Here is a 21,560-nt window from a genome sequence, read left to right as displayed (position 1 = left end):
GATCGTTCCCACGCAGAGCGTGGGAACGATCAGAGGTGATATATGTTTTCACGCTGGATCCCCCGAGCCGCCTCACTGCTGCTCTGCCTGCTCTTCTGGCAACTCGCCGCCAGCCATCACTGGAACCTCGGCCTCGTCACCTTCGCCAACGTCCCAACCCCGCTGGCCGTCATCGAAGCCGCCCTCGGCTTGGGCGACTCCGGCAAGCTCATCCAGCACCTGAGCGCCAGCCTCGGCCGAGTCTTCGCCGGCTACCTCGCCGCGCTGGTGATCGGCATCGCCCTGGGCCTGGCCATCGGCCGGTCGAAATGGGCCGAAGACCTGCTGCTGCCTCCACTGGAAGTGCTGCGCCCAATCCCCGCCGTCGCATGGATTCCGCTGGCCATCCTGATGTTCCCGTCGTCGGAGCTGTCGATGGTGTTCATCACCTTCACCGGCGCGCTGTTCCCGATCCTGCTCAACACCGTGCATGGCGTCGAAGGTGTCGACCCGCGCCTGATCGCCTCGGCCAGAAGCCTCGGGGCCGGACGCCGGGCGATCCTGCTGGAAGTGATCCTGCCGGGCGCTGCGCCGAGCATCATCACCGGGTTGGCGATCGGCATGGGCACCTCATGGTTCTGTCTGGTGACCGCCGAAATGATCTCCGGCCAGTTCGGCATCGGTTACTACACCTGGGAGTCCTACACCATTCAGAACTATGCGGACATCGTGGTCGGCATGTTGCTGATCGGCGTGTTGGGCATGGGCAGCAGCCTGCTGATCAAACGCCTTGGCGGTCTGTTCACGCCCTGGCACCGACCGCGAGGAAAAGCCTGATGAGCGTGATGCAAACCCCGGAAGGGCGGATCGACATCCGCCAGTTATCCATCGTCCTCGGCGAGGGCCGGCAAGCGTTTGAAGCGGTGCAGGGGCTGGATTGCCAGATCGAACCCGGCCAGTTCGTGTGCATTCTTGGCCCGTCCGGTTGCGGCAAGTCGACTTTGCTCGGCGCGCTGGCCGGGCATCTGCAACCCCATGGCGGGCAGTTGAAAGTCGACGGCGCCGAGGTGTCCGGCCCGTCGCCACAGCGCGGCATGGTGTTCCAGCATCACACCCTGTTCCCGTGGCGCACGGTGCGCGACAACGTCGCCTTCGGGCTGAAGATGCGCGGCATTGGCAAGACCGAACGCCATCGCGCCGCTGATGAAATCCTCAAACTGGTCGGCCTTGAAGGCTTCGCCGAACGCTGGCCGGATCAACTCTCCGGCGGCATGCAGCAACGGGTGGAAATCGCCCGGGTGCTGGTCAACCGGCCACGGCTGTTGCTGATGGATGAACCCTTCGGCGCGCTGGATGCGCTGACCCGACTGAACATGCAGGAACTGCTGCTGGACATCTGGACGCGGATTCGCACCACGGTGGTGTTCGTCACCCATGACATCGACGAAGCGCTGTTTCTCGCCGACCGTTTGCTGGTGATGAGCGCACGGCCGGGGCGAATCATCGATGACCTGCGCCTGGACTTTCCGCGCCCCCGCACCACCGAACTGGTCACCAGCCACGAGTTTTCGCGCCTCAAGCGCCACTGCCTCGACCTGCTGCGCCACGACAACGACCGACCGCTGCCGCGCCTCAATCCGCTCGGTTTGCCTCCTGAAAACGCCTTGCCGAGATTTGCCCTGTGACCTCATTTTTTGCTGTGACCGATAACGACGACATTCTTGCCCTGCAACCGCGCCTGACTGCTGATGACGCCGGAGTGCGCCGGATTGCCCTGATCGACCTGGCTGACCTCGAAGAGCCGGACGGTCTGCTCTGGTTGGTCGAGCGGCTGGCCGAAGACCCGGCCGAAGAGGTGCGTGCCGAAGCGGCACGACTGCTGGAGGCGTGGGAAGACGAACCGGTGGTAGAAGCGCTGTGCCAGGCGCTGACCGATCCGTCGCCAGCAGTGCAGGCTGCCGCTGCGCAGAGTCTGAGCCTGCTCAAAACCGAAGCGGCGGGCAGGGTGATTCTGCCGTGGACCGCCCATGCCGAAACCGGCGTGCGGATTGCCGCGTTCCGGGCGTTGCGCGAGTTGCGGTTCCCCGGCGCCGCACCCGCCGCGATTCAAGCGCTGAACGATGCCGACGCCAGTGTCCGCCGCGAAGCCGTCGGCGTGCTCGGTTGGCTTAAACAGCTGGATGCCTTGCCGGCGCTGGCACGTTTGGCCAGCAATGATCCGGACACCGAAGTGCGCCGCGCCGCCACCGGCGCCCTGGGCTTGGCAAGTGACGCCGAGGTGCTGCCCGCATTGCGTCAGGCCCTGCTGGATCAGGCCTGGCAAGTACGCGAAGAAGCCGCGACCACCCTCGGCAAGGTCGGCCACACCGACGCAGGTCCGGCGCTGATCGAAGCCTTGGCCGACGATTACTGGCAGGTGCGTCTGCGCGCCACCCGCAGCCTCGGTCGTTTGCGTTATGTGCCGGCTCTCGACGCCCTGATCGACACCCTCGGTCATCGCATCAGCAACCTGCGCAAGGAAGCGGCGCTGGCGCTGGGCGAGTTGAATGATCGCGGGGCCGTGGCGGCGTTGCAGGCCGCGCAGGATGACGGCGACCCGGAAGTGCGCAAGGCCGTGCGGATTGCCTTGAGTCAGCTGCAATGAATCCGCTGGCGATCGGCAATTCCCAAAGTGAACACCGGTTGCGGCTGAGCTGGCCGGATGGCCGCGAGCAGTTGCTCGACCATGCCGAACTGCGCCGCCAGTGCCCGTGTTCGCAGTGCCGGGCGTTTCGCCTGCGAGGTTCGATTCCGCTGGTGGATGATCGAGTGCGTGTGATCGAACTCAACCCCCAGGGTTACGGCCTGCAACTGGTGTTCAGCGATGGTCATCAGCGCGGGATCTACCCGTGGCAGTACCTGGCGCAACTCACACCTTAGGTTCGCCGCATTCAACCGGGGTTCAGAAGGATTTGCTGACGCTGGCCACCACCGTCGCCGTGCACACATCCTTGAAGCCCCAGTTGCTCAGGCACTGGTTCTGCGACAGGTCAGTGTCGATGTAACTCAGGCCCAGCACCACGCCGGCCAGGTTGTGGGTCAGTTTGACTTCCCACTCCCGGTAGGACTCTTCGCTGTGACCGGATGCCGAATACATATGCGGGTCCTTGAAGTCCATGTTGCCGTAGCGCAGCTTCAGCCCGGAATCGAACGGCAATTCGGTTTCATAGCCGATGTAGCTGTAGAGCGAACTCTGTTTGCTGTCGATGCCCGGCGCATCACTGGAGTAGTACGCCGCCAGCTTCACGCCGTAGACGCCGAGAATCCCGTAGACCTCGGTCTGATTGAACTGGCTTTCCCTTGGGTAGGCGTAGCGAATGGTGCCGAGGTCCAGGCTCACCTGCTCGGTGGCCTGCCACAGCCAGCCGGCGTAGTAATCGACCTCCTGACGGGTTTTCAGGCCGCCGCCGAAATCGACGTTCGAACTCCACGCGCCGAGGTACAGACCGCTGCTGTGGGCCAGGGTCAGACCGGCCTGCACGGCCGGGTCGTTCTGGGTCTGGGAGATGCCGCGAGTGCGGTAGTCGCTGGCCAGGGTCAGGTCGACCAGCACGGCGAAATCATCGTTCAAGGGGATCGCGTGGCTGCTCAAGGGCAGCAGGCTCAAGGAAGTGAGGGCGAGCAGGGGCATGGCTTTCATGTAAAGTCCCGATGTTGTGATTGTTATGGGCAGGAAGCAGGCAAGGCTGCGCCGGACCCCGGCGGTTGGCGCGGGGTCGGGCAGGGGTACGGCGATTGTTATTAGAGGGTCGGTGCGTAGACCTGGCGGCCGGCGAACCAGGTTTGCAGAACCCGGGTGTCATGCAGGGCCTTGTCATCGACGCTGAACACGTCGCGATCGAGCACGATGAAATCGGCCTGTTTGCCGGGGCTCAGGGAACCGATCTGTTGCTCCAGGCCGATGGTGCGCGCCGCGTTGACGGTGTAGGCGTAGAACATGGTTTCGCGGTCCAGGCGTTCGTCGGCGTTGAGCACGCCCAGCGGCCCGGTGCGGGTGATGGCCTGGGCCATGGCGTTCCACGGGTTCGGTGAGGACACCGGCCAGTCGCTGGCGCCGGCAATCGTCGCGCCTTGCTTGAGCAGTGAGTGCGCCGGGTATTGATAGCGGAAGGCGAGGGCGCTGACGTAAGGCTTGATCATGTCGGTGGTGTAGTCGTCGGCGCTGGCCCACAGCAGTTGCATCGAGGCAATCACGTTCAGCGGCTTGAAGCGGGCGAATTCCTTCGGGTTGACCATTTGCAGGTGGGTGATCGAATGCGTCACGCCACTCTGCCGATCTTTGCGTGCCTGGGCGATGCCGTTCAGTGATTCGCGCACCGCGCGGTCACCGATGGCGTGGATGTGCACCAGCCAGCCGCGCTGGTCGATGGCGCTGACCAGTTCGCCGAAGTGCTGCGGGTCGATCAGCAACTCACCCTGTTTGTGCGAGTTGCTGTAGGGATCGATCATCGCCGCGCTCTGGGCCGGGTATTCGATCACGCCGTCAGCGAAGATCTTGATCCCCGGCAGCGTCAGGTTGGGGATGCCCTGGAACTGCTGGCGCACCTTGTCGAGGGTGTCGAGATCGGCCGGGACGCTTTTTGGGTTGGCCACCAGCAGCGCGGCGACGTGGGCGGTCATGCCGCCGCTTTCCGACAAGGCTTTGTAGGCCGGCAGCACGCCGACGGTTTTCTCGGTGGGCTTGAGGGCAAACACCGGCTCGCCCGGCGCGGCGTTGGCGGCGGGGTCCATCCACGCGGTGATGCCGAGGCTGTTGTTGAAGCGCACCGCCGATTGCGCGGCCTTGAGCATATCGGCAGGGCTCGGCACCGGCATTTTCGAGGCGACGCGATCCCAACCGGCGTCGACCACAAAGCCGTTCGGCTCACCGCTGGCCAGTTTGCCAATGGTGTCTTTTTCCGCGTCCGGCAAGTTTTTCAGCAGTGCGGCGTCGATGCCCGCGCGCTTGAGCATGACGTTGTTGGCCCACGCCGTGTGGTGATCGCTGCCGGTGAAAACCACGGGTACTTCAGCCCATTCGCCGTGGTTGAAGATTTTGCCCAGGGCCTCAGCTTTGGCCCAGTACGCCGAACTCATGCCGGCCACGCTCAACACATCGCCATGCCGGGCCTTGCCGTCGTCACGCCAACCGCGCAGGCGTTTCTCCAGTTCATCAAGACCGATCACGTCGTCTTCCATGTTCGCCGAGACCATTTCCAGCCCGCCGAAAATCGCGTGGGAATGGCTGTCGATCAGGCCGGGCATCAGCGTCTGGCCTTTGAGGTCGATCACTTGGGTGCCGGGCTCGATCAAGGCTTTGATCTGCGCATCGGTGCCGACTTTAAGCACCTTGCCGTTCTCCACGGCCAGCGCCTGAACCTGCGGTTGAGTGCGATCAGCGGTGAAAATCTTGCCATTGAGCAGCACCAGATCGGTGGCGGCCATGGCTTCCATCGAGGCAAAACTCACAGCGGCGATCAAGACATTTTTGGTGAAAAGCGGGATGAATCTTTTCATTGAACATTTCCTTGTTATTGCGTCTGATGGCCAGATTAGTGGCTGCCAACGCCCGACAGAACGCCTCCCTCACGAAAAACGTTTTTGCCTGAATGGAAAAAGCATGGACAAGCTGGGTGCACTGAAAATGTTCGTGGTCACCGCGCAGCTCGGCAGTTTCAGCCGCGCTGCCGAGCAACTGGGCAAGACCCCGTCGGCCCTGACCAAAGCGGTCAATCATCTGGAGTCCGAACTTGGTGCGCGGCTCTTCGAGCGCAGCACGCGTCGGATTCTGCTGACCGAAATCGGCCGGCTCTATCTGGAAACCGCACGACAGGTGTTGCAGCGCCTCGATGAGGCCAGCGAGGAAATCGAGCAGTTGCAGCACGGCCTGCGCGGCAGCCTGAAAATCACCGCGCCGCTGGCTTACGGGCGGGCGTTTCTCGATCAGGTGTGTGACGGCTTTTTGCAGCAATACCCGCAGATCAGCCTGCAAGTGGATTTGTGCGACGAATTCGTCAATCTGCTGGAAAGTGGCTACGACCTGGCACTGCGCGAGGGGCATGACGACTTGCCGGGGCTGATTGCCCGGGTGGTCGGCAGCAATCGTCTGGCGCTGTGCGGCAGCCCCGAATACCTGGCGCGCAAGGGGTTGCCGGTCACGCCGCAAACTCTTGATCAACATGAATGGCTGTTGTACCGGCATCCGTTGCTCAGCCGCGAATTCTGGTGGGCCGAACGCGACGGCCAGCGCCTGAGCCTGGCGCAACCGGCGGCGCCGCTGTTGCGCAGCGACAATTACGATTTGCTGCTGGCCAGCGCTTTGGCTGGGCGCGGTTTGCTGCACACACCGCTGTGGAGCGCCGCGCCGTACATCGCCGACGGGCGACTGGTGCGGGTCATGGCTGATTACGACATCGACCCGGACAGCTTCGGCCCGCATATCCTGGCGGTGTACCCGAGCCATCGGCGGGCGACGGCCAAGGTTGTGGCGTTTATCGATTACATCGCGGAGTTTCTGGCGGAGCGCGGTTTGAGCTGACTGGCGGTGCTTGTCAGGAAATTCCCACAGGAGTACAAATGTACTCCATGACGACTCTGACTCCCCGCCGTACCGCCATCCTGACCTTTATCCGCGAACGCATCGCCGAACACGGTCAGCCCCCAAGCCTCGCTGAAATCAGCGAGGCTTTTGGTTTTGCCTCCCGCAGCGTGGCGCGCAAGCATGTGCTGGCGCTGACCGAAGCCGGGTTTATCGAGGTCAATCCGCATCAGGCCCGGGGCATTCGTTTGCTCGGGCAACCGGCGCGACCGGAGCTGCTCGAAGTCCCGGTACTCGGCCGGGTGGCCGCCGGTGCGCCCATTGGCGCCGATGCCGACATCCACAATCGGTTGATGCTCGATCCCGCGCTGTTCTCCCGCACGCCCGACTACATGCTGCGGGTGCAGGGTGATTCGATGATCGAGGACGGGATTCTCGACGGCGATCTGGTCGGCGTACGCCGCAACCCAGAGGCGCTCAACGGCCAGATCGTGGTGGCGCGGCTCGATGGCGAGGTCACCATCAAACGTTTCGAGCGGGTCGGCGATGAGGTTCGTCTGTTGCCGCGCAACCCGGCGTACCAGCCGATTGTCGTGCGGGCCGATCAGGACCTAGCCATCGAAGGGGTGTTCTGCGGTCTGGTGAGGCAAGGCTGATGGGGGCCGTCGTCGCGCTGGATACGCTGTTCAATGGCGGCCAGGTCTGGAAGGGCCGGCCTGCGCCACCGGCCGCCAGCCCGCAACCCACCGGGCACGCGGCGCTGGATGCCGCCTTGCCCAGTGGCGGCTGGCCGGAAGCGGCGCTGAGCGAAATCCTTCTGGCCGGGCCTGGTGTCGGCGAACTGCAACTGGTGTGGCCGACCCTGGCGCGGCTGTCGGCGGCGGGCGAGCGCATCGTGCTGGTGGCGCCGCCGTTCGTGCCGTATCCGCAGGCCTGGGCCAATGCCGGGGTCGATCTGCGGCAGTTGTCGGTGATCCAGGCCAGCGAGCGCGATGCGTTGTGGGCGGCGGAACAATGCCTGCGTTCGGGCAGTTGCGGTGCAGTGCTGTGCTGGCCGCACAAGGCCGATGACCGCGCCTTGCGCCGTTTGCAGGTGGCGGCGGAAACCGGCCAGACCCTGGCGTTCGCTTGGCGGCCCTTGAGCGAAGCGGTCAATCCGTCGCCGGCCGCATTGCGCATTGCCATCGATGCCCGTCCGGCGCAATTGCGCGTACTCAAATGCCGGGGCGGACTGGCGCGCAGTGCACCGATTGCCTTCGCCGTGGGGCACTGAGGTCGCCATGCGCTGGGTTTGCATTCTGTTCCCGCAATTGGCCCTCGACGCCGTGCTGCGTCAGCGCCCCGATCCCGACCAACCGTTGGCGCTGCTCAGCGGCCCGGCCCAGCGCCGGGTGCTGCAAGCGGTCAACCCGGCGGCGCGGGCGCTGGGCTTGCGTCCGGGGCAGTCGATGACCGCCGCGCAGGCCATGAGCAAAGGTTTCGCCACCGTCGATTACGATGCGGCCGAGGTCGAGCACTGGCAGCAGTTTCTCGCGGCTTGGGCCTATCGTTTCAGCGCCCAGGTCAGCGTGCATTACCCGCGTACCGTGGTGTTCGAGATCGAGTCGAGCCTCGGGCTGTTCGGTTCCTGGTCGCAGTTCGAAGCACGGTTACGCACGGAACTGACGGACTTGGGCTTTCGTCACCGCATCGTCGCCGCGCCCAACCCGGTGGCGGCGCGGGTGTTGGCCAACGCCTATGACGGCCTGGTGGTGCCCGACGGTGAAGCCCTGCGTCATCACCTCGGGCAACTGCCGGTCGACCGCGTCGGGCTTGAGCCGAGCGTGGCCACGGCGCTGTCGCGCATGGGGCTGCGCAACCTTCATCAGGTGCAGAGCCTGCCGCGTCAGGCCCTGGCCCGGCGTTTCGAGGCACCGATGCTCAAACATCTGGACACGCTGTTCGGCGCACGGCCATTGGCGCTGGCCTTCTACCTGCCGCCGGATCGCTTCGATGTGCGGATCGAACTCAATTTCGACGTGCAGTCCCATCAAGCGCTGCTGTTTCCATTACGCCGCCTGACGTCCGATCTGTCGGCGTTTTTGTGCGGGCGCGACAGTGGCGTACAGCGCTTCGATCTGCATCTGGAACATGCGGGGCTGCCGGACACGCTGATCAAGGTCGGCCTGCTCAGCGCCGAGCGCGATCCGGCGATGCTCTTTGAATTGGCCCGTGGTCGATTGGAGCAAGTGCAGGTCGAGGCCCCGGTGCGCGGTTTTCGTCTGCGCGCCGAGGATCTGCCGAGTTTCGTGCCGCAGTTCCAGGAACTGTTCGACGACCGCCCGCAACAGACCTTGCCCTGGGAGCAATTGCGCGAACGCTTGCGGGCACGGCTGGGGGATGAGGCGGTGCAGGGCCTGCGCTTTCAGGCCGATCATCGCCCGGAGTGCGCGTGGCAGAACGCCGATGACAAACAGCGTTGCCCTGCATTGCCGGGCGTGCAGCGTCCGGGCTGGTTGTTGGGCGAGCCGCAGACTGTGCCCGAAGGTTCGGCGCGCATCCTCATGGGCCCGGAACGGATCGAATCCGGCTGGTGGGACGGTGACGACGTGCGCCGCGACTATTACCTGATCCAAAACCGCGCCGGCCAGCAAGGCTGGGCGTACCGGGCGGTGGGTGAGGGCGGCCCGTTATGGCTGCAGGGCTGGTTTGCGTGAATCAGGGTTATGCCGAGCTGCACTGCCTGTCGAACTTCAGTTTCCAGCGCGGTGCCTCCAGTGCGCTGGAGCTGTTCCAACGGGCGAAAAAACACGGCTATCAGGCGCTGGCGATCACCGATGAGTGCACCCTCGCCGGAATTGTCCGTGCCTGGCAGGCGGCCAAGTTCGTGGAGCTGCCGCTGATCATCGGCAGCGAAATCCGCATCGAGAACGGCCCGAAACTGGTGTTGCTGGTAGAAAACATCGAGGGTTATCAGGCGCTGTGCGGCTTGATTACCCAGGCTCGACGGCGTACGCAGAAAGGCCAGTATCAAGTGCTGCGCGAGGACTTCAGCGAACCGTTGCCGGGGTTGCTGGTGTTGTGGGTGCCGGAGGCGGTCGACGACGTGGAAGAGGGCCGCTGGCTGAAACAGACCTTCGGCGAACGTTTGTGGCTGGCGGTGCAGTTGCATCGCGGGCAGAACGATCAACAGCGGCTGGCCGCGCTGCTGAGTCTGGCGGGTGAGTTGCAGATTCCAGCGGTGGCCAGCGGTGATGTGCACATGCATGCCCGTGGCCGGCGGGCCTTGCAGGACACCATGACAGCGATCCGTCACCACGTCCCGGTGGCCGAGGCCGGATTGCGTCTACACCCCAACGGCGAGCGGCATCTGCGCAGTCTCGATGTGTTGCGCGAGTTGTATCCGCAGACCTTGCTGGACGAATCGGTGAGGCTGGCCCGCCGCTGCACGTTCGACCTCGGCCAGTTGCGCTATCAATACCCCAAAGAGCTGGTGCCCGAGGAACACGACGCCAGTTCCTGGCTGCGTCATTTGACCGAAGAAGGCATCGCCTGGCGCTGGCCACAAGGCGCGCAACCCAAGGTGCTCAAACAGATCGACGATGAGCTGGAGCTGATTGCCGAGCTCGGCTACGAAAGCTACTTCCTCACTGTGCATGACGTGGTGCGTTACGCCCGGAAGCAGAAAATCCTCTGCCAGGGCCGGGGTTCGGCGGCCAACTCGGCGGTGTGTTTTGCCTTGGGCATCACCGAGATCGACCCGGATCGCACCACGCTGCTGTTCGAGCGCTTCATGTCGAGGGAGCGTAACGAACCGCCGGACATCGACGTGGATTTCGAGCACGAGCGCCGGGAAGAAGTCCTGCAATACGTGTTCCGTCGTTATGGCCGCCGTCGTGCGGCGCTGACGGCGGTGGTCAGCACCTATCATGCCGCCGGCGCGGTCCGCGACGTGGCCAAGGCGCTGGGCCTGCCGCCGGACCAGATCAATGCGCTGGCCGACTGCTGCGGCCACTGGAGCGATGAAACGCCGCCCGTGGAACGCCTGCGCGAAAGTGGCTTCGACCCGGACAGCCCGATCCTGCACCGGGTGCTGAGCCTGACCGGGCAACTGATCGGCTTCCCCCGGCACCTGTCACAGCACCCCGGCGGTTTCGTGATTTCCGAGCAACCGCTGGACACCCTGGTGCCGGTGGAAAATGCCGCCATGGCCGACCGCACCATCATCCAGTGGGACAAGGATGACCTCGACGCGGTCGGGCTGCTCAAGGTGGATATCCTTGCCCTGGGCATGCTCAGCGCGATCCGCCGCTGTTTCGACCTGCTGCGCCGTCATCGCTATCAGGACCTGAGCCTGGCCACGATCCCGCCTGACGATCGCCCGACCTACGACATGATCAGCCGCGCCGACACCATCGGCGTGTTCCAGATCGAGTCCCGGGCGCAGATGTCGATGCTGCCGCGCCTGCGCCCACAGAACTTCTACGACCTGGTGATCGAGGTGGCCATCGTCCGGCCGGGGCCGATCCAGGGCGGGATGGTGCATCCGTACCTGCGCCGCCGGAACAAGGAGGAAAAGACAACCTATCCGTCACCGGAGCTGGAAGTGGTGCTCAAACGCACCCTCGGCGTGCCGCTGTTTCAGGAACAGGTGATGCAGATCGCCATCGTCGCCGCCGACTACAGCCCCGGCGAGGCCGATCAGTTGCGCCGCTCCATGGCCGCGTGGAAGCGCCATGGCGGGCTGGAACCGCACAAGGAGCGGCTGGCTGCCGGCATGAAGAAAAACGGCTACACCCCGGAATTCGCCGCGCAGATCTTCGAACAGATCAAAGGCTTTGGCAGTTACGGTTTTCCCGAGTCCCACGCCGCCAGTTTTGCCTTGCTGACCTATGCCAGTTGCTGGCTCAAGTGCCATGAACCGGCGGCGTTCGCCTGTGCGCTGATCAACAGTTGGCCGATGGGTTTCTACAGCCCGGATCAGATTCTTCAGGACGCCCGTCGGCATCATTTGCAGATCCGCCCGGTGGACGTGCGCGCCAGTGACTGGGATTGCAGCCTGGAGCCGATTGCCGGCGAGCAACCGGCGATTCGCATGGGCCTGCGCATGATCAAGGGTTTTCGCGAAGAGGATGCGCGGAGCATTGAAAGCGCTCGGGCGAGGGGCGCGTTTGCCGATGTCGCCGATCTGGGCGAACGGGCCGGGCTCGACAGTCGAGCCCAGGCATTGCTGGCGGATGCCGGGGCCTTGCGTGACCTGGCCGGTCACCGCCATCGGGCGCGCTGGGAAGTGGCCGGGGTGCAGAAACAGCTTGGACTGTTTGCCGGGTTGCCGAGTCAGGAAGAACCGGATGTGTTGCTACCCAAACCGAGTGTCAGCGAAGACCTGTTCACCGACTACGCCACCCTCGGAACCACGCTGGGGCCGCATCCGCTGACGTTGTTGCGCGACGAGTTGCGGGCGCGGCGCTGTCGCAGTTCCCGGGAGTTGCTGGAGGTCGAGCACGGGCGACCGGTCAGCGTGGCCGGGCTGGTGACCGGCCGCCAACGACCGGCCACCGCCAGCGGCGTGACCTTCGTGACGCTGGAGGACGAGTTCGGCAACGTCAACGTGGTGGTCTGGCGCGATCTGGCCGAGCGCCAGCGTCAGGTGCTGGTCGGCTCGCAATTGCTCAAGGTCGATGGCCGCTGGGAGCGTGAAGGCGAAGTCCGGCATCTGATTGCCGGACGCTTGAGTGACCTCAGCCCGTTGCTCAACGGGATTCGGGTGCAGAGCCGCGATTTCCACTGACGGCTGCTGGGTGATCCGAAAGCCAATTTGCTGGCGTCAAAAAAACCTGTCCTCAATGGTGGCACTTTGGCATAATGCCGCCCCTTTCCCGATCCCCCACGACTTTGCGGTGCCGGGACACATCATTTTTCAGAAGGAATGCACAGTGAGAATGATCTCCCGGATGTTGGTCTCGGGCGTTGCGATTGCCGTCCTCGGCACCCTGGCCGGCTCGCTTTCCGGTTGCGCCACCGAAAGCTCCCGCGCACTGCCGGTGGCCAAGGTGGAAAGTGCCTCTCAGGCCTGGTCCGGTGTCCGTATCCCGATGGCCGTGGGCAAGTTCGACAACCGTTCGAGCTACATGCGCGGGATCTTCTCCGACGGCGTTGACCGCCTCGGCGGTCAGGCCAAGACCATCCTGATCACTCACTTGCAGCAGACCAACCGTTTCTCCGTACTCGATCGCGACAACATGGGCGAAATCCAGCAGGAAGCGGCGATCAAGGGTCAGGCCCAGCGTCTGAAAGGCGCCGATTACGTGGTGACCGGTGACGTCACCGAGTTCGGCCGCAAAGAGACCGGCGATCATCAACTGTTCGGCATTCTCGGCCGTGGCAAGACCCAGGTCGCCTACGCCAAGGTCAACCTGAACATCGTCAACATCAGCACCTCCGAAGTGGTGTATTCGACCCAGGGCGCCGGCGAATACGCCTTGTCCAACCGCGAAATCATCGGCTTCGGCGGCACTGCTGCCTACGACTCCACCCTCAACGGCAAAGTCCTCGATCTGGCCATGCGCGAGGCGATCAATCGCCTGGTCGACGGCATGAACGCCGGTGCCTGGAAACCGGGCAACTGATAGACGCCCATCGCAAGGAGCAACACACCATGAATCTGTCCCTGTCCCGGCCGTTGATGGCCTTGACACTGACCGCCAGCGCCTTGCTGGCTGGTTGCAGCAGCCCGCAAACCCTGTACCAGTGGGAAGGCTACCAGCCACAAGTCTACGAATACTTCAAAAGCGAAACGCCGAAAGAGGCCCAGGCCGAAGCGCTGGAAGCCGATCTGCAAAAGATCCGCGCCAGTGGCAAGCCCGTCCCGCCGGGTTACCACGCACACCTCGGTCTGCTGTACCTGAGCATGGGCAAGGACGATCAGATGGTGCAGCAACTGCGCACCGAGAAGACCCTGTTCCCCGAGTCCGGCACGTACATGGATTTTCTGCTTAAAAACGCCAAGACCGGGGACGCCAAATGATCGCGCGCGCCCTGAAACTGCTGGCCGCGGGCCTGGCGCTGACCGTTCTCGGCGGCTGCGTTGCCCCGAAGGCCGTGGACTATTCGGCGTACAAGCAAGCGCGCCCGAAATCCATTCTGGTGCTGCCACCGCTGAACACCTCGCCGGACGTCAAGGCGTCCTACAGCCTGTTGTCGCAAGTGACGTTCCCGCTGGCCGAAGCCGGTTACTACGTATTGCCGATCACGCTGGTCGACGAGACGTTCCGCCAGAACGGCCTGACCACGCCGGATGACATCCATCAGGCGCCGGCCAACAAACTGCAGGAAATCTTCGGCGCCGACGCGGCGCTGTACATCACCGTCAGTGAGTACGGCACACGTTACATGGTGATCAGCAGCGAAACCGCCGTGACCGCCAGCGCCAAACTGGTCGACCTGAAAACCGGCACCACCCTGTGGACCGGTTCGGCCCGGGCGTCGAGCGAAGAGGGCGGCAACAACAGTGGCGGCGGCCTGATCGGCGCACTGATCACCGCTGCGGTGAAACAGATCGTCAACAGCTCCACCGATGCCGGCTACCCGATTGCCGGTGTGGCCAGCAATCGTCTGCTGTCGGCCGGTCATCCGGCAGGCCTGCTGTACGGGCCACGGTCGCCGAAGTACGGCACTGACTGATCGACCTGTAACGGCGGCCCACCTCGGTGAGCCGCCGTTTTATTTGGCGGGCCAGAACCGCTCGCCACCCCCCGGTGCCTCCGTCCACGCTTGCAACGAGCGGGTCGGCAAATCGAAGTAATCCCGGGTCCGTGCATAACCATGGCCGCCCATGCGCCCGATCGCATCCAGCCCCAATTGATCGATGTACAGGGTTTTCGGGTCGATCAACTCGTCGCGCACATGCGCCATCAACACCTCGCCAAAAATGATCTCCCGCGACTGACCGATGTTCAGCGCCATCATCCGCCGACACTCCAGCGCCACTGGTGCTTCGCCGATGCGTGGGCATTTGACCGAAGTGCCGGGGATTGCCGTCAGGCCGGCAGCGGTCAACTCATCGAAACCCGGCGCGAACGGTACGGCGCAGACGTTCATGGCTTCCACCAGCGCGTCGTTGACGATGTTGACGGTGAATTCCTGGTTCATCTGAATGTTGCGGGTGGTGTCCTTGGGGCTCTGGTCGCCGTAGTTCTCCACGCCGAGCGCGAGAATGGGCGGGTCCGCCGACAGCGCATTAAAGAAGCTGAACGGCGCGGCATTGACCCGGCCTTCGCCGTCGATGGTGGTGACCAGGGCAATCGGGCGCGGCACCACGCTGCCGATCAGAATCTTGTACTTTTCCCGTGGGCTCAGTTGGCTGAAATCGAAGCTGTGCATGGCAGTGTTCTCTAAAGAAGTGGATCGATGGCGCTCAACGGCGCTTCGGCGCTGTAGTCATCGGCGAACGGAATGGCCGGCTGGAACAGGGTTTTCCAGTCCGGTCGGCCAGTGGCCCGGTCGCTGTGGCTGCGCATCAGTTTTTCGTATTGGCGTTGCGCCTGGCGTTGCAGAGTGGGGTAATTGACGCCGTTGACCTGACCGTCGTGCATCACGCAACGACCGTCGATGTAGCTGGCAATGCAGTCGTCGCCGCGCCCGGCCAGCAGCAGGTTTTTCAGTGGGTCGAACAACGGGCCCAGATGCAGGCCGCGCAGGCTGAATACGGTGATGTCGGCCTTGGCGCCCGGCGCCAGCCGACCGAGGTCGTCTCGGCCCAGTGCCTTGGCGCCTCCAAGGGTGGCGGCGTTGTACAGATCGAGGCTGCTTGTCAGCGCCGGGCCGCCCTCCATCAACCGTGCGATGTTCAAACCGTGACGCATGTTTGCCAGCAAATCCGCCGGCCAGGTGTCGGTGCCGAGGGCGAAGTTGATGCCCTTGGCGCGATAACGTCCGAACGAATTCAGTGCCTCGCCGTCGCGGGCGAACACCAGTGGGCAGTGCACCAGACTCGCGCCGCCGTCGATGACCCGCTGCAAATCGTCATCGCCCGAGGTGTAGATGCCGTGGGGCAACAGGCTCCGCGGGGTGAGCAGGTCGAGTTGCTGCAACCAGCCCAGCGGCGAAGCACCGCGCAATTGCTCGACCATCGCCACTTCACCCTGCGCCTGACAGCAATGCAGACGCATCGGTGCGTTCAGTTCGCGGCTCAGGGCGGATGTGCGCTGAAGCAGCGCCGGGGTGCAGGTCTGGATACGATCCGGCAGCAGCGCACCGCGAATCAGCCCGGCGTGTGCGCCATCAAAATCCTTGAAGAACCGTTCGGCCGCGTCCAGCCCAGCCAGACCCCGCGCCTCATCCCAGTGGTGGGCGAGGGTGCCGTCGGCGCGCCAGTAACTCATGCCGCTCATGTAGCAGGGGCCGAGATAGGTGCGCAGCCCGAGTTCGCTCGCCACGTCGGCGACAGCGGCGAACTCGTCGTAGGTTTCCGCCCATTCGCGGTAGTACATCGAGGTGATCGGCATCGCCGTGGTGATGCCATTGCGGATCAACTGGGTGAAGGCGTAGCGGTATTTGAAGACCTCTTCTTCCGGGCTGAACGACTCACGCGGGCCGGTCGCCAGATATTCCGCAGACCACATCCGGCCCATGCTGCGTTCGTCACCGTTGTCCAGGGTCAGCACCGTGGAATCGAGGTCGCCGAGGGCGTCGAGGTCGATGAAACCGGGGCCGATCAGCGCATTGCCGTAGTCGATCCACTGATCCACAAGCCCTTGGTAACCGCGCCCGACAAACTCGATGCGCGATCCGCTGAATACCACTTCACCGTCACGCCACAACACATGCTGCGTGCCGTCGAAGCCGACCACGCAACCGGCCTTCAGGCCGATCCGTTTCACAGACGGCTGCCCAGCAAGCGACCGCCGCCGGCGATCAATTCGCCGCCGCGATAGACCTGACGCACAGGGCGCGAAACGACCGCTTCACCGAGCGTCTCGACCGGCATCAGCAGAAAGTCCGCCGGCCGGCCGATGGCGAAACCGTAATCCTCGATCCCCAATGCGCGCGCACCGTTGACTGTCGCCGCTTCGAACGCCGCCGCCAATTCATCGTCCTTGCCCAGGTCGAAACGGAACGCCAGCAACATCGCCCGTTCCAGCATGTCGCCATTGCCCATCGGCGACCATGCATCGCGAATACCGTCGGAGCCCAGGCACACGTTGACCCCGGTCTCGCGCAGCGCCATAAACGGCGGAACGGCGCAGTCGGCCGGCGCCGAACTCATCAGCGAAATGCCCAGCGCGGCGAGGCGTTCGGCGACGGGTTTGACCTGGCTCCACGGCAGCATGCCGAGGCAATAGGCGTGGCTGATCATCACCCGGTTCTGCAGGTTGAAACGCTCGGTGTAATCGGCGATCCGGGCGATCTGCCACAGGCCCAGTTCTCCTTTGTCGTGCAGGTGAATGTCGACGCCACGCTGGAATTCACTGGCCAGTTTGAACACGAAATCCAGTTGCGCGATCGGGTCGTTGTCGATGCCGCACGGGTCGAGCCCGCCGACGTTTTCCACGCCCAGGGCCATGGCTTCGCGCATCAGCTCGGCGGTGCCGGGGCGGCTGATCAGGCCGGTTTGCGGGAACACCACCAGTTGAAGGTCGATCAGGTCGCTGTAGGTTTCGCGCAGTTGTTGCATGGCTTCGACGTGACGCAGGCCGAATTCCGGGTCGATGTCGACGTGGCAACGCATCGTCAGCGAACCCCGGGCGATGCAGTTTTCCAGCAGGGCGCCGGCGCGTTCGGCAATCGGCGCTTTCACTTCGCGCAGGACGCGGCGCTCGTTGCTGATGTAGTCCTTGAGCGTCGGGCCGGCGCTGTTCGGGCGCCAGGGCTGGCCGTACAGGGTCTTGTCGAGGTGGACGTGGCTTTCCACCAGCGGGGCGGTGAGTAGCTGGTTCTGGCCGTCGATGTCGGTGGTAGCCAGCGGGGTGTTCGAGGCCGGGCGGCGTTGGGTGAACTTGCCGTTTTCGATCAGCAGGTCTTCGCCGGGGGCGCCGTAGGGTCGGATGTTTCTGAGCCAGCGGGGGTGGGACATTTCATACCTCTGTTTCTATGTTGTCTGGGTGGGCCTCATCGCTGGCATGCCAGCGATGGCCGCGCCACCGGTTCAAGTCAGGCAATCAACCCTTAAGCTTCGACCAAATCCGATCCTGCAGCTCCCGCGCCTTGTTGCTGCATTCCTTCTCCGGACGCAGCCGCGAGGCGTACTCTTCGGGCATGTTGATCGCATCCATGACCTTCCATTTCGCGTCCAGCAACTGATCGCTCTGAATCCCGTTGGCATAGGCAATCGCGTTGGACACGGCCGCCGCGTTTTCCGGTTTCATCATCCAGTCGATGAAGATCTTCGCGTTGCCCGGATGCGGGGCGCTTTTCGGTACGGCGAAGTTGTCCTGGAACATCGCCAGGCCTTCTTTCGGGTACACGTATTTGATCGTGCTCTTCTGCAACGTGGCGCGGGCCGTCGAGCCGTTCCAGTTCTGCATCATGATCACTTCGCCCGAGGCCATGCGGTCGACGGTGTTGTCGGAGCTGTACATCTTCAAAAACGGTTTCTGCTTTTGCAGCAGTTCGAGGATGCGTTTGGCGTCCTGCGGGTTTTCCGTGCATTCGTCGACATTCAGGTAATGGCTGGCGGCGTTGATCACGCTGCTGGAGGTGTCGAGGGCGGCGAGCTGGCCTTGCAGTTCCTTGCGCGGTTCGAAGAACTCTTTCCACGAGTCGTCGAGTTTGCCGCCGGGTACGCGGGCGCTGTCATAGGAAAAACCGGTGGTGCCCCACAGGTACGGAGCCGAAAACTTGCGCCCCGGGTCGAAGCTCGGATCGCGGAACGGGCCTTTGACGTACTGGAAGTTGCTCAGGGTCGGCGTGTCGATTTCCAGCAGCAGGTCCTGTTTGATCAGCGTCTGCATGATCGACTGCGACGGTACGATCACGTCATACGCGGCGCCGCCGGCCTGCAACTTGGCGAGCAGGGTTTCGTTGCTGTCGTAGCCGTCCATGGTGACCTTGATCCCGGTCTCCTTTTCGAACTTGGCCAGCAGGTCCACCGGGTAGTAATCGGTCCAGTTGTAGAAGAACAATTCCTTGGGCTCGGCGGCGTGGGCGCCGAACGCGGTGAAACAACTCAGGGCCAGACCGGATACTGCCAGACGCATGTTTTTCAATTTCATGAGAGCGCTCCAGGTTTATTGTTGTTTGCCGCGTTGGCCGAGCCAGAAGGCCAGCACCACGAGCACGATGGAAATCACCAGCATCAGGGTCGAAATCGCGTTGATCTCAGGTGTTACGCCAGCCTTGATCGCCGAGAAGATGTACACCGGCAACGTGGTCGAACCGGGCCCTGCGACGAAGAAGGTCATGATGAAATCGTCGAGGCTGACCACGAACGCCAGCACCGAACCGGACAACACCGCCGGCCACAGCAACGGCAAGGTCACGCGGCGGAACACCTGCCACGGGTTGGCGTACAGATCGTTGGCGGCCTCGAGCAGGCTCTTGTCCAGATCGTTGAGCCGTGCGCGGATCGGCAGGTAGGCGAACGGTATGCAGAAGCCAATGTGCGCGACGATCACCGTCATCAGGCCGAGCTTGATCCCCAGTGCCATGAACAGCAGCAGGGTGGCCACGGCGGTGACGATTTCCGGCAGGATCAGCGGCAGGTTGATCCCGCCTTCGACCATTTTCTGCCCGTAGAACGGCCGGTATGTCGCCAGTGCTGCGAGCAGCGCAATCGCCGTGGCGCACACGGTGGCGATGGTCGCGACGATGATCGAGTTCAGCGCCGCGGTCTGGATCGACGGGTTGGCCAGGATCCGCCCGTACCAGGCAAACGAGAACTCGGTCCACACCGTCGCCGAGCGGTTGGCATTGAAGCTGTAGGCGATCAACACCAGGATCGGTACGTACAGATAGGCGAGGATCAGCAGGCTGATTTCCCGGGTCGCCGGGAGTTTCTTCAGGTGCAGAGAGATCATGCTTTCGCTCCCCGATTCAGGGTTTTCGCCGCGCTGCGGCTGTAGAGGGCGTAGAGCACCAGTGACAGCAGCAGAATCCCCAGCAACAGGAACGACAGCGAACTGCCCAGCGGCCAGTTGCGCGCGGTGCCGAACTGTTGCTGGATCAGGTTGCCGATCATCAGGGTCTTGCCGCCGCCGAGGATCGCCGGAGTGATGAAGGCGCCGAGACTCGGCACGAACACCAGCAACGCACCGGCAATCACGCCGGGCATCGACAGCGGCAGGATGATCCGGCGCAGCGCATGCCAGCGATTGGCGCCCAGGTCATAGGCGGCCTCCACCAGACGCCAGTCGAGTTTTTCCAGGGTCGAGTAGATCGGCAGGATCATGAACGGCAGGAAGCTGTAGACCAGACCCACGCTGACCGCGAAGTCGTTGTAGAGCAGGGTGATGCCGCCGGCGCTCGGGAACAGCGCGTTGAGGCTCTGGGCGACCCAGCCCTGTTCACGCAGGATGATCAGCCACGCGTAGTTGCGGATCAGCAGGTTGGTCCAGAACGGAATGGTGATGAGCAACACCATCAGGTTGCGCCGGCGCGGAGTCAGGCTCGACATCCACAACGCCACCGGAAACCCGAACAGAAAGCACAACACCGTGGTGCCACCGGCCTGGAACACCGAGCGCAGCAGCGCCTGGGCGTAGACCCAGTTCAGCTCCAGTTCGCCGTCGAAACCTTCCTGGAAAAACAGCTGCACGTAACTCTGCAGTTGCCATTGGGCCTGCCAGTCGACGCCGCCGTAGGTGTTGCGCGGCAGCAGGCTGATGTAGCCCATGATCCCCAGCGGAATGGCGATCAGGGCGAGCAGGGTCAACACCACCGGGCTGAGCAACAGCGCGCGGTTGAGGGAGGGGGAAGTGCTGCTGACGCTCATCTCAGGCCTCCATCAACAGGCAGGCCTGGGGCGGCAGGTGCACCGCCACGCGCTCGCCGACCGCCCGACCACGGTTCAGGCCTTCGTTGTTTTCCCGCAGCATGACTTTGATGTCGTTGTTCAAACGGCACTGGTACAGGGTCGCGGTGCCGACATACAGCACGGCCTCGATCACGCCGCGCAGATGATGCGGCTGGTCCGCCGTGACCAGTTGCGAACGCTCGGGACGAAACGCCAGTTGCACGCTGCTGCCATTGACGCCCTGCGGCGGGCAGGGGATTTCCACCGGCATGCCGTTGGGCACGAAAATGTTTTCGTTGTGCTCGCCGCGCTTGAGCTGTCCGGGAAGGAAATTGATGTCGCCAATGAACTGGGCGACGAAACGGTGCTGCGGGCGTTCATAGATGTCGGTCGGGGTGCCGATCTGCAGGATCTTGCCGGCGGACATCACCGCGATCCGGTCGGACAGGGTCAGGGCTTCTTCCTGATCGTGGGTGACGAAGATGAAGGTGATCCCGGCTTCCTGCTGCACGCGCTTGAGTTCGACCTGCATTTCCTTGCGCAGCTTCAAGTCCAGCGCCGACAGCGGCTCGTCGAGCAACAGCACTTTCGGCTTCGGCGCCAAGGCCCGGGCCAGCGCCACTCGCTGCTGCTGGCCGCCGGACAGTTCCGCCGGTTTACGTCCGGCCAGGTGCTCCATCTGCACCAGCGCGAGCATCTCGTCGACCCGTCCGGGAATCGTCTTGCGATCAAGACCCTGCATCTCGAGGCCGAAGGCGATATTCTGCGCGACACTCATGTGCGGAAACAGCGCGTAACTCTGGAACACCGTGTTGACCCGACGCTTGAACGGCGGCAGGTGGTTCACCGTTTCGCCCGCCAGACGGATCTCGCCGTCGCTGACGTGTTCGAAACCGGCGATGGTGCGCAGCAGGGTGGTCTTGCCGCAGCCCGAGGGGCCGAGCAGGGTGAAGAACTCGTTATCGGCGATGTTCACCGACACGTTGTCGAGGGCCGGCGCGAGGCCAGGATCATCAGAGTACCGTTTGGAGACATTACGCACTTCAATTGCTATTGGTTGACCCATAATGGTGCAATCCTCTAATTATTGTATGC

At 63.5% G+C, this 21,560-nt stretch carries 21 protein-coding genes; 12 read left to right on the top strand and 9 right to left on the bottom strand.

Features of this window, described 5'->3' with window-relative positions:
* The first annotated feature begins 42 nt into the window (after positions 1–42).
* From AC1RME_RS07755 to AC1RME_RS07740, 4 genes are read left to right on the top strand one after another with little or no spacing between them, the layout of a single operon-like run.
* Complete coding sequence (locus AC1RME_RS07755) at positions 43–816, top strand: ABC transporter permease (protein ID WP_273539264.1); 774 nt, start codon at positions 43–45, stop codon at positions 814–816.
* The gene (locus tag AC1RME_RS07750) at positions 816–1,664 is read left to right on the top strand and encodes an ABC transporter ATP-binding protein (protein ID WP_096819998.1); all 849 of its coding nucleotides are present in this window, start codon (positions 816–818) and stop codon (positions 1,662–1,664) included. The genes AC1RME_RS07755 and AC1RME_RS07750 overlap by 1 nt, the downstream gene beginning before the upstream one ends.
* Positions 1,661–2,623, top strand: a complete 963-nt coding sequence (locus AC1RME_RS07745) for a HEAT repeat domain-containing protein (protein ID WP_096819997.1) — start codon at positions 1,661–1,663, stop codon at positions 2,621–2,623. The genes AC1RME_RS07750 and AC1RME_RS07745 overlap by 4 nt, the downstream gene beginning before the upstream one ends.
* On the top strand, positions 2,620–2,898 hold the full coding sequence (locus tag AC1RME_RS07740) for a DUF971 domain-containing protein (RefSeq protein WP_096819996.1): 279 nt from the start codon (positions 2,620–2,622) through the stop codon (positions 2,896–2,898). The genes AC1RME_RS07745 and AC1RME_RS07740 overlap by 4 nt, the downstream gene beginning before the upstream one ends.
* A gap of 22 nt (positions 2,899–2,920) precedes the next feature.
* Here AC1RME_RS07740 and AC1RME_RS07735 read toward each other — a convergent pair whose 3' ends face one another.
* A complete protein-coding gene (locus tag AC1RME_RS07735; RefSeq protein ID WP_096819995.1) occupies positions 2,921–3,658 on the bottom strand; it encodes a TorF family putative porin in 738 nt (245 codons plus the stop codon).
* Positions 3,659–3,759: 101 nt separating this feature from the next.
* Positions 3,760–5,514: an amidohydrolase gene (locus AC1RME_RS07730; protein ID WP_096819994.1), complete on the bottom strand. Its 1,755-nt coding sequence runs from the start codon at positions 5,512–5,514 to the stop codon at positions 3,760–3,762.
* 103 nt (positions 5,515–5,617) lie between these two features.
* On the opposite strand from AC1RME_RS07730, the gene AC1RME_RS07725 reads away from it, so the two are divergent.
* From AC1RME_RS07725 to AC1RME_RS07690, 8 genes are all read left to right on the top strand, one after another.
* The gene (locus AC1RME_RS07725; RefSeq protein ID WP_096819993.1) at positions 5,618–6,535 is read left to right on the top strand and encodes a LysR family transcriptional regulator; all 918 of its coding nucleotides are present in this window, start codon (positions 5,618–5,620) and stop codon (positions 6,533–6,535) included.
* A gap of 38 nt (positions 6,536–6,573) precedes the next feature.
* Positions 6,574–7,191, top strand: a complete 618-nt coding sequence (lexA, locus tag AC1RME_RS07720) for a transcriptional repressor LexA (protein ID WP_096819992.1) — start codon at positions 6,574–6,576, stop codon at positions 7,189–7,191.
* Complete coding sequence (gene imuA, locus AC1RME_RS07715) at positions 7,191–7,808, top strand: translesion DNA synthesis-associated protein ImuA (protein WP_007959433.1); 618 nt, start codon at positions 7,191–7,193, stop codon at positions 7,806–7,808. The genes lexA and imuA overlap by 1 nt, the downstream gene beginning before the upstream one ends.
* Before the next feature lie 7 nt (positions 7,809–7,815).
* Positions 7,816–9,231 (top strand): Y-family DNA polymerase, encoded by a 1,416-nt coding sequence (locus AC1RME_RS07710; RefSeq protein WP_096819991.1) that lies wholly within the window; start codon positions 7,816–7,818, stop codon positions 9,229–9,231.
* Positions 9,207–12,305, top strand: a complete 3,099-nt coding sequence (locus AC1RME_RS07705; RefSeq protein ID WP_217993303.1) for an error-prone DNA polymerase — start codon at positions 9,207–9,209, stop codon at positions 12,303–12,305. Before AC1RME_RS07710 ends, AC1RME_RS07705 begins: the two co-directional genes overlap by 25 nt.
* Positions 12,306–12,456: 151 nt before the next feature.
* Positions 12,457–13,143, top strand: a complete 687-nt coding sequence (locus AC1RME_RS07700; protein ID WP_162130490.1) for a CsgG/HfaB family protein — start codon at positions 12,457–12,459, stop codon at positions 13,141–13,143.
* Positions 13,144–13,172: 29 nt separating this feature from the next.
* Entirely contained in the window at positions 13,173–13,541 is a 369-nt protein-coding gene (locus AC1RME_RS07695) for a DUF4810 domain-containing protein (RefSeq protein WP_096819990.1), read from the top strand.
* On the top strand, positions 13,538–14,197 hold the full coding sequence (locus AC1RME_RS07690) for a DUF799 domain-containing protein (protein ID WP_096819989.1): 660 nt from the start codon (positions 13,538–13,540) through the stop codon (positions 14,195–14,197). The genes AC1RME_RS07695 and AC1RME_RS07690 overlap by 4 nt, the downstream gene beginning before the upstream one ends.
* A 39-nt stretch (positions 14,198–14,236) precedes the next feature.
* On the opposite strand, the gene AC1RME_RS07685 is transcribed toward AC1RME_RS07690, so the two are convergent.
* The 7 genes from AC1RME_RS07685 to AC1RME_RS07655 all read right to left on the bottom strand — a co-directional run bounded on the left by AC1RME_RS07685 (position 14,237) and on the right by AC1RME_RS07655 (position 21,531).
* Positions 14,237–14,896 carry a flavin reductase family protein gene (locus AC1RME_RS07685; RefSeq protein WP_085730718.1) on the bottom strand — a complete coding sequence of 220 codons (660 nt, stop codon included), beginning with the start codon at positions 14,894–14,896 and terminating at the stop codon, positions 14,237–14,239.
* A gap of 11 nt (positions 14,897–14,907) precedes the next feature.
* Positions 14,908–16,395 (bottom strand): amidohydrolase family protein, encoded by a 1,488-nt coding sequence (locus AC1RME_RS07680; protein WP_096819988.1) that lies wholly within the window; start codon positions 16,393–16,395, stop codon positions 14,908–14,910.
* Positions 16,392–17,588 (bottom strand): amidohydrolase family protein, encoded by a 1,197-nt coding sequence (locus AC1RME_RS07675; RefSeq protein WP_096819987.1) that lies wholly within the window; start codon positions 17,586–17,588, stop codon positions 16,392–16,394. Before AC1RME_RS07675 ends, AC1RME_RS07680 begins: the two co-directional genes overlap by 4 nt.
* 85 nt (positions 17,589–17,673) lie before the next feature.
* A complete protein-coding gene (locus tag AC1RME_RS07670) occupies positions 17,674–18,726 on the bottom strand; it encodes an extracellular solute-binding protein (protein ID WP_096819986.1) in 1,053 nt (350 codons plus the stop codon).
* 15 nt (positions 18,727–18,741) lie between these two features.
* Positions 18,742–19,530, bottom strand: a complete 789-nt coding sequence (locus AC1RME_RS07665; protein WP_064597101.1) for an ABC transporter permease — start codon at positions 19,528–19,530, stop codon at positions 18,742–18,744.
* On the bottom strand, positions 19,527–20,444 hold the full coding sequence (locus tag AC1RME_RS07660; RefSeq protein WP_007959454.1) for an ABC transporter permease: 918 nt from the start codon (positions 20,442–20,444) through the stop codon (positions 19,527–19,529). The genes AC1RME_RS07665 and AC1RME_RS07660 overlap by 4 nt, the downstream gene beginning before the upstream one ends.
* Position 20,445: 1 nt before the next feature.
* The gene (locus tag AC1RME_RS07655) at positions 20,446–21,531 is read right to left on the bottom strand and encodes an ABC transporter ATP-binding protein (RefSeq protein WP_096819984.1); all 1,086 of its coding nucleotides are present in this window, start codon (positions 21,529–21,531) and stop codon (positions 20,446–20,448) included.
* Between the last annotated feature and the right edge of the window lie 29 nt (positions 21,532–21,560).

This window comes from Pseudomonas sp. GW822-FHT03F08 (assembly GCF_058801265.1).
The sequence above is the reverse complement of the archived record's forward strand: the minus strand, read 5'-3'. Positions and strand labels throughout refer to the sequence as shown.

Coding starts and splice junctions, on each gene's coding strand:
- AC1RME_RS07755 (WP_273539264.1), top strand. CDS start 43: ATGTTTTCACGCTGGATCCCCCGAGCCGCCTCACTGCTGCTCTGCCTG.
- AC1RME_RS07750 (WP_096819998.1), top strand. CDS start 816: ATGAGCGTGATGCAAACCCCGGAAGGGCGGATCGACATCCGCCAGTTA.
- AC1RME_RS07740 (WP_096819996.1), top strand. CDS start 2,620: ATGAATCCGCTGGCGATCGGCAATTCCCAAAGTGAACACCGGTTGCGG.
- AC1RME_RS07735 (WP_096819995.1), bottom strand. CDS start 3,658: ATGAAAGCCATGCCCCTGCTCGCCCTCACTTCCTTGAGCCTGCTGCCC.
- AC1RME_RS07730 (WP_096819994.1), bottom strand. CDS start 5,514: ATGAAAAGATTCATCCCGCTTTTCACCAAAAATGTCTTGATCGCCGCT.
- AC1RME_RS07725 (WP_096819993.1), top strand. CDS start 5,618: ATGGACAAGCTGGGTGCACTGAAAATGTTCGTGGTCACCGCGCAGCTC.
- lexA (WP_096819992.1), top strand. CDS start 6,574: ATGTACTCCATGACGACTCTGACTCCCCGCCGTACCGCCATCCTGACC.
- imuA (WP_007959433.1), top strand. CDS start 7,191: ATGGGGGCCGTCGTCGCGCTGGATACGCTGTTCAATGGCGGCCAGGTC.
- AC1RME_RS07710 (WP_096819991.1), top strand. CDS start 7,816: ATGCGCTGGGTTTGCATTCTGTTCCCGCAATTGGCCCTCGACGCCGTG.
- AC1RME_RS07705 (WP_217993303.1), top strand. CDS start 9,207: ATGGCTGCAGGGCTGGTTTGCGTGAATCAGGGTTATGCCGAGCTGCAC.
- AC1RME_RS07700 (WP_162130490.1), top strand. CDS start 12,457: ATGATCTCCCGGATGTTGGTCTCGGGCGTTGCGATTGCCGTCCTCGGC.
- AC1RME_RS07695 (WP_096819990.1), top strand. CDS start 13,173: ATGAATCTGTCCCTGTCCCGGCCGTTGATGGCCTTGACACTGACCGCC.
- AC1RME_RS07690 (WP_096819989.1), top strand. CDS start 13,538: ATGATCGCGCGCGCCCTGAAACTGCTGGCCGCGGGCCTGGCGCTGACC.
- AC1RME_RS07685 (WP_085730718.1), bottom strand. CDS start 14,896: ATGCACAGCTTCGATTTCAGCCAACTGAGCCCACGGGAAAAGTACAAG.
- AC1RME_RS07675 (WP_096819987.1), bottom strand. CDS start 17,588: ATGTCCCACCCCCGCTGGCTCAGAAACATCCGACCCTACGGCGCCCCC.
- AC1RME_RS07670 (WP_096819986.1), bottom strand. CDS start 18,726: ATGAAATTGAAAAACATGCGTCTGGCAGTATCCGGTCTGGCCCTGAGT.
- AC1RME_RS07665 (WP_064597101.1), bottom strand. CDS start 19,530: ATGATCTCTCTGCACCTGAAGAAACTCCCGGCGACCCGGGAAATCAGC.
- AC1RME_RS07660 (WP_007959454.1), bottom strand. CDS start 20,444: ATGAGCGTCAGCAGCACTTCCCCCTCCCTCAACCGCGCGCTGTTGCTC.
- AC1RME_RS07655 (WP_096819984.1), bottom strand. CDS start 21,531: ATGGGTCAACCAATAGCAATTGAAGTGCGTAATGTCTCCAAACGGTAC.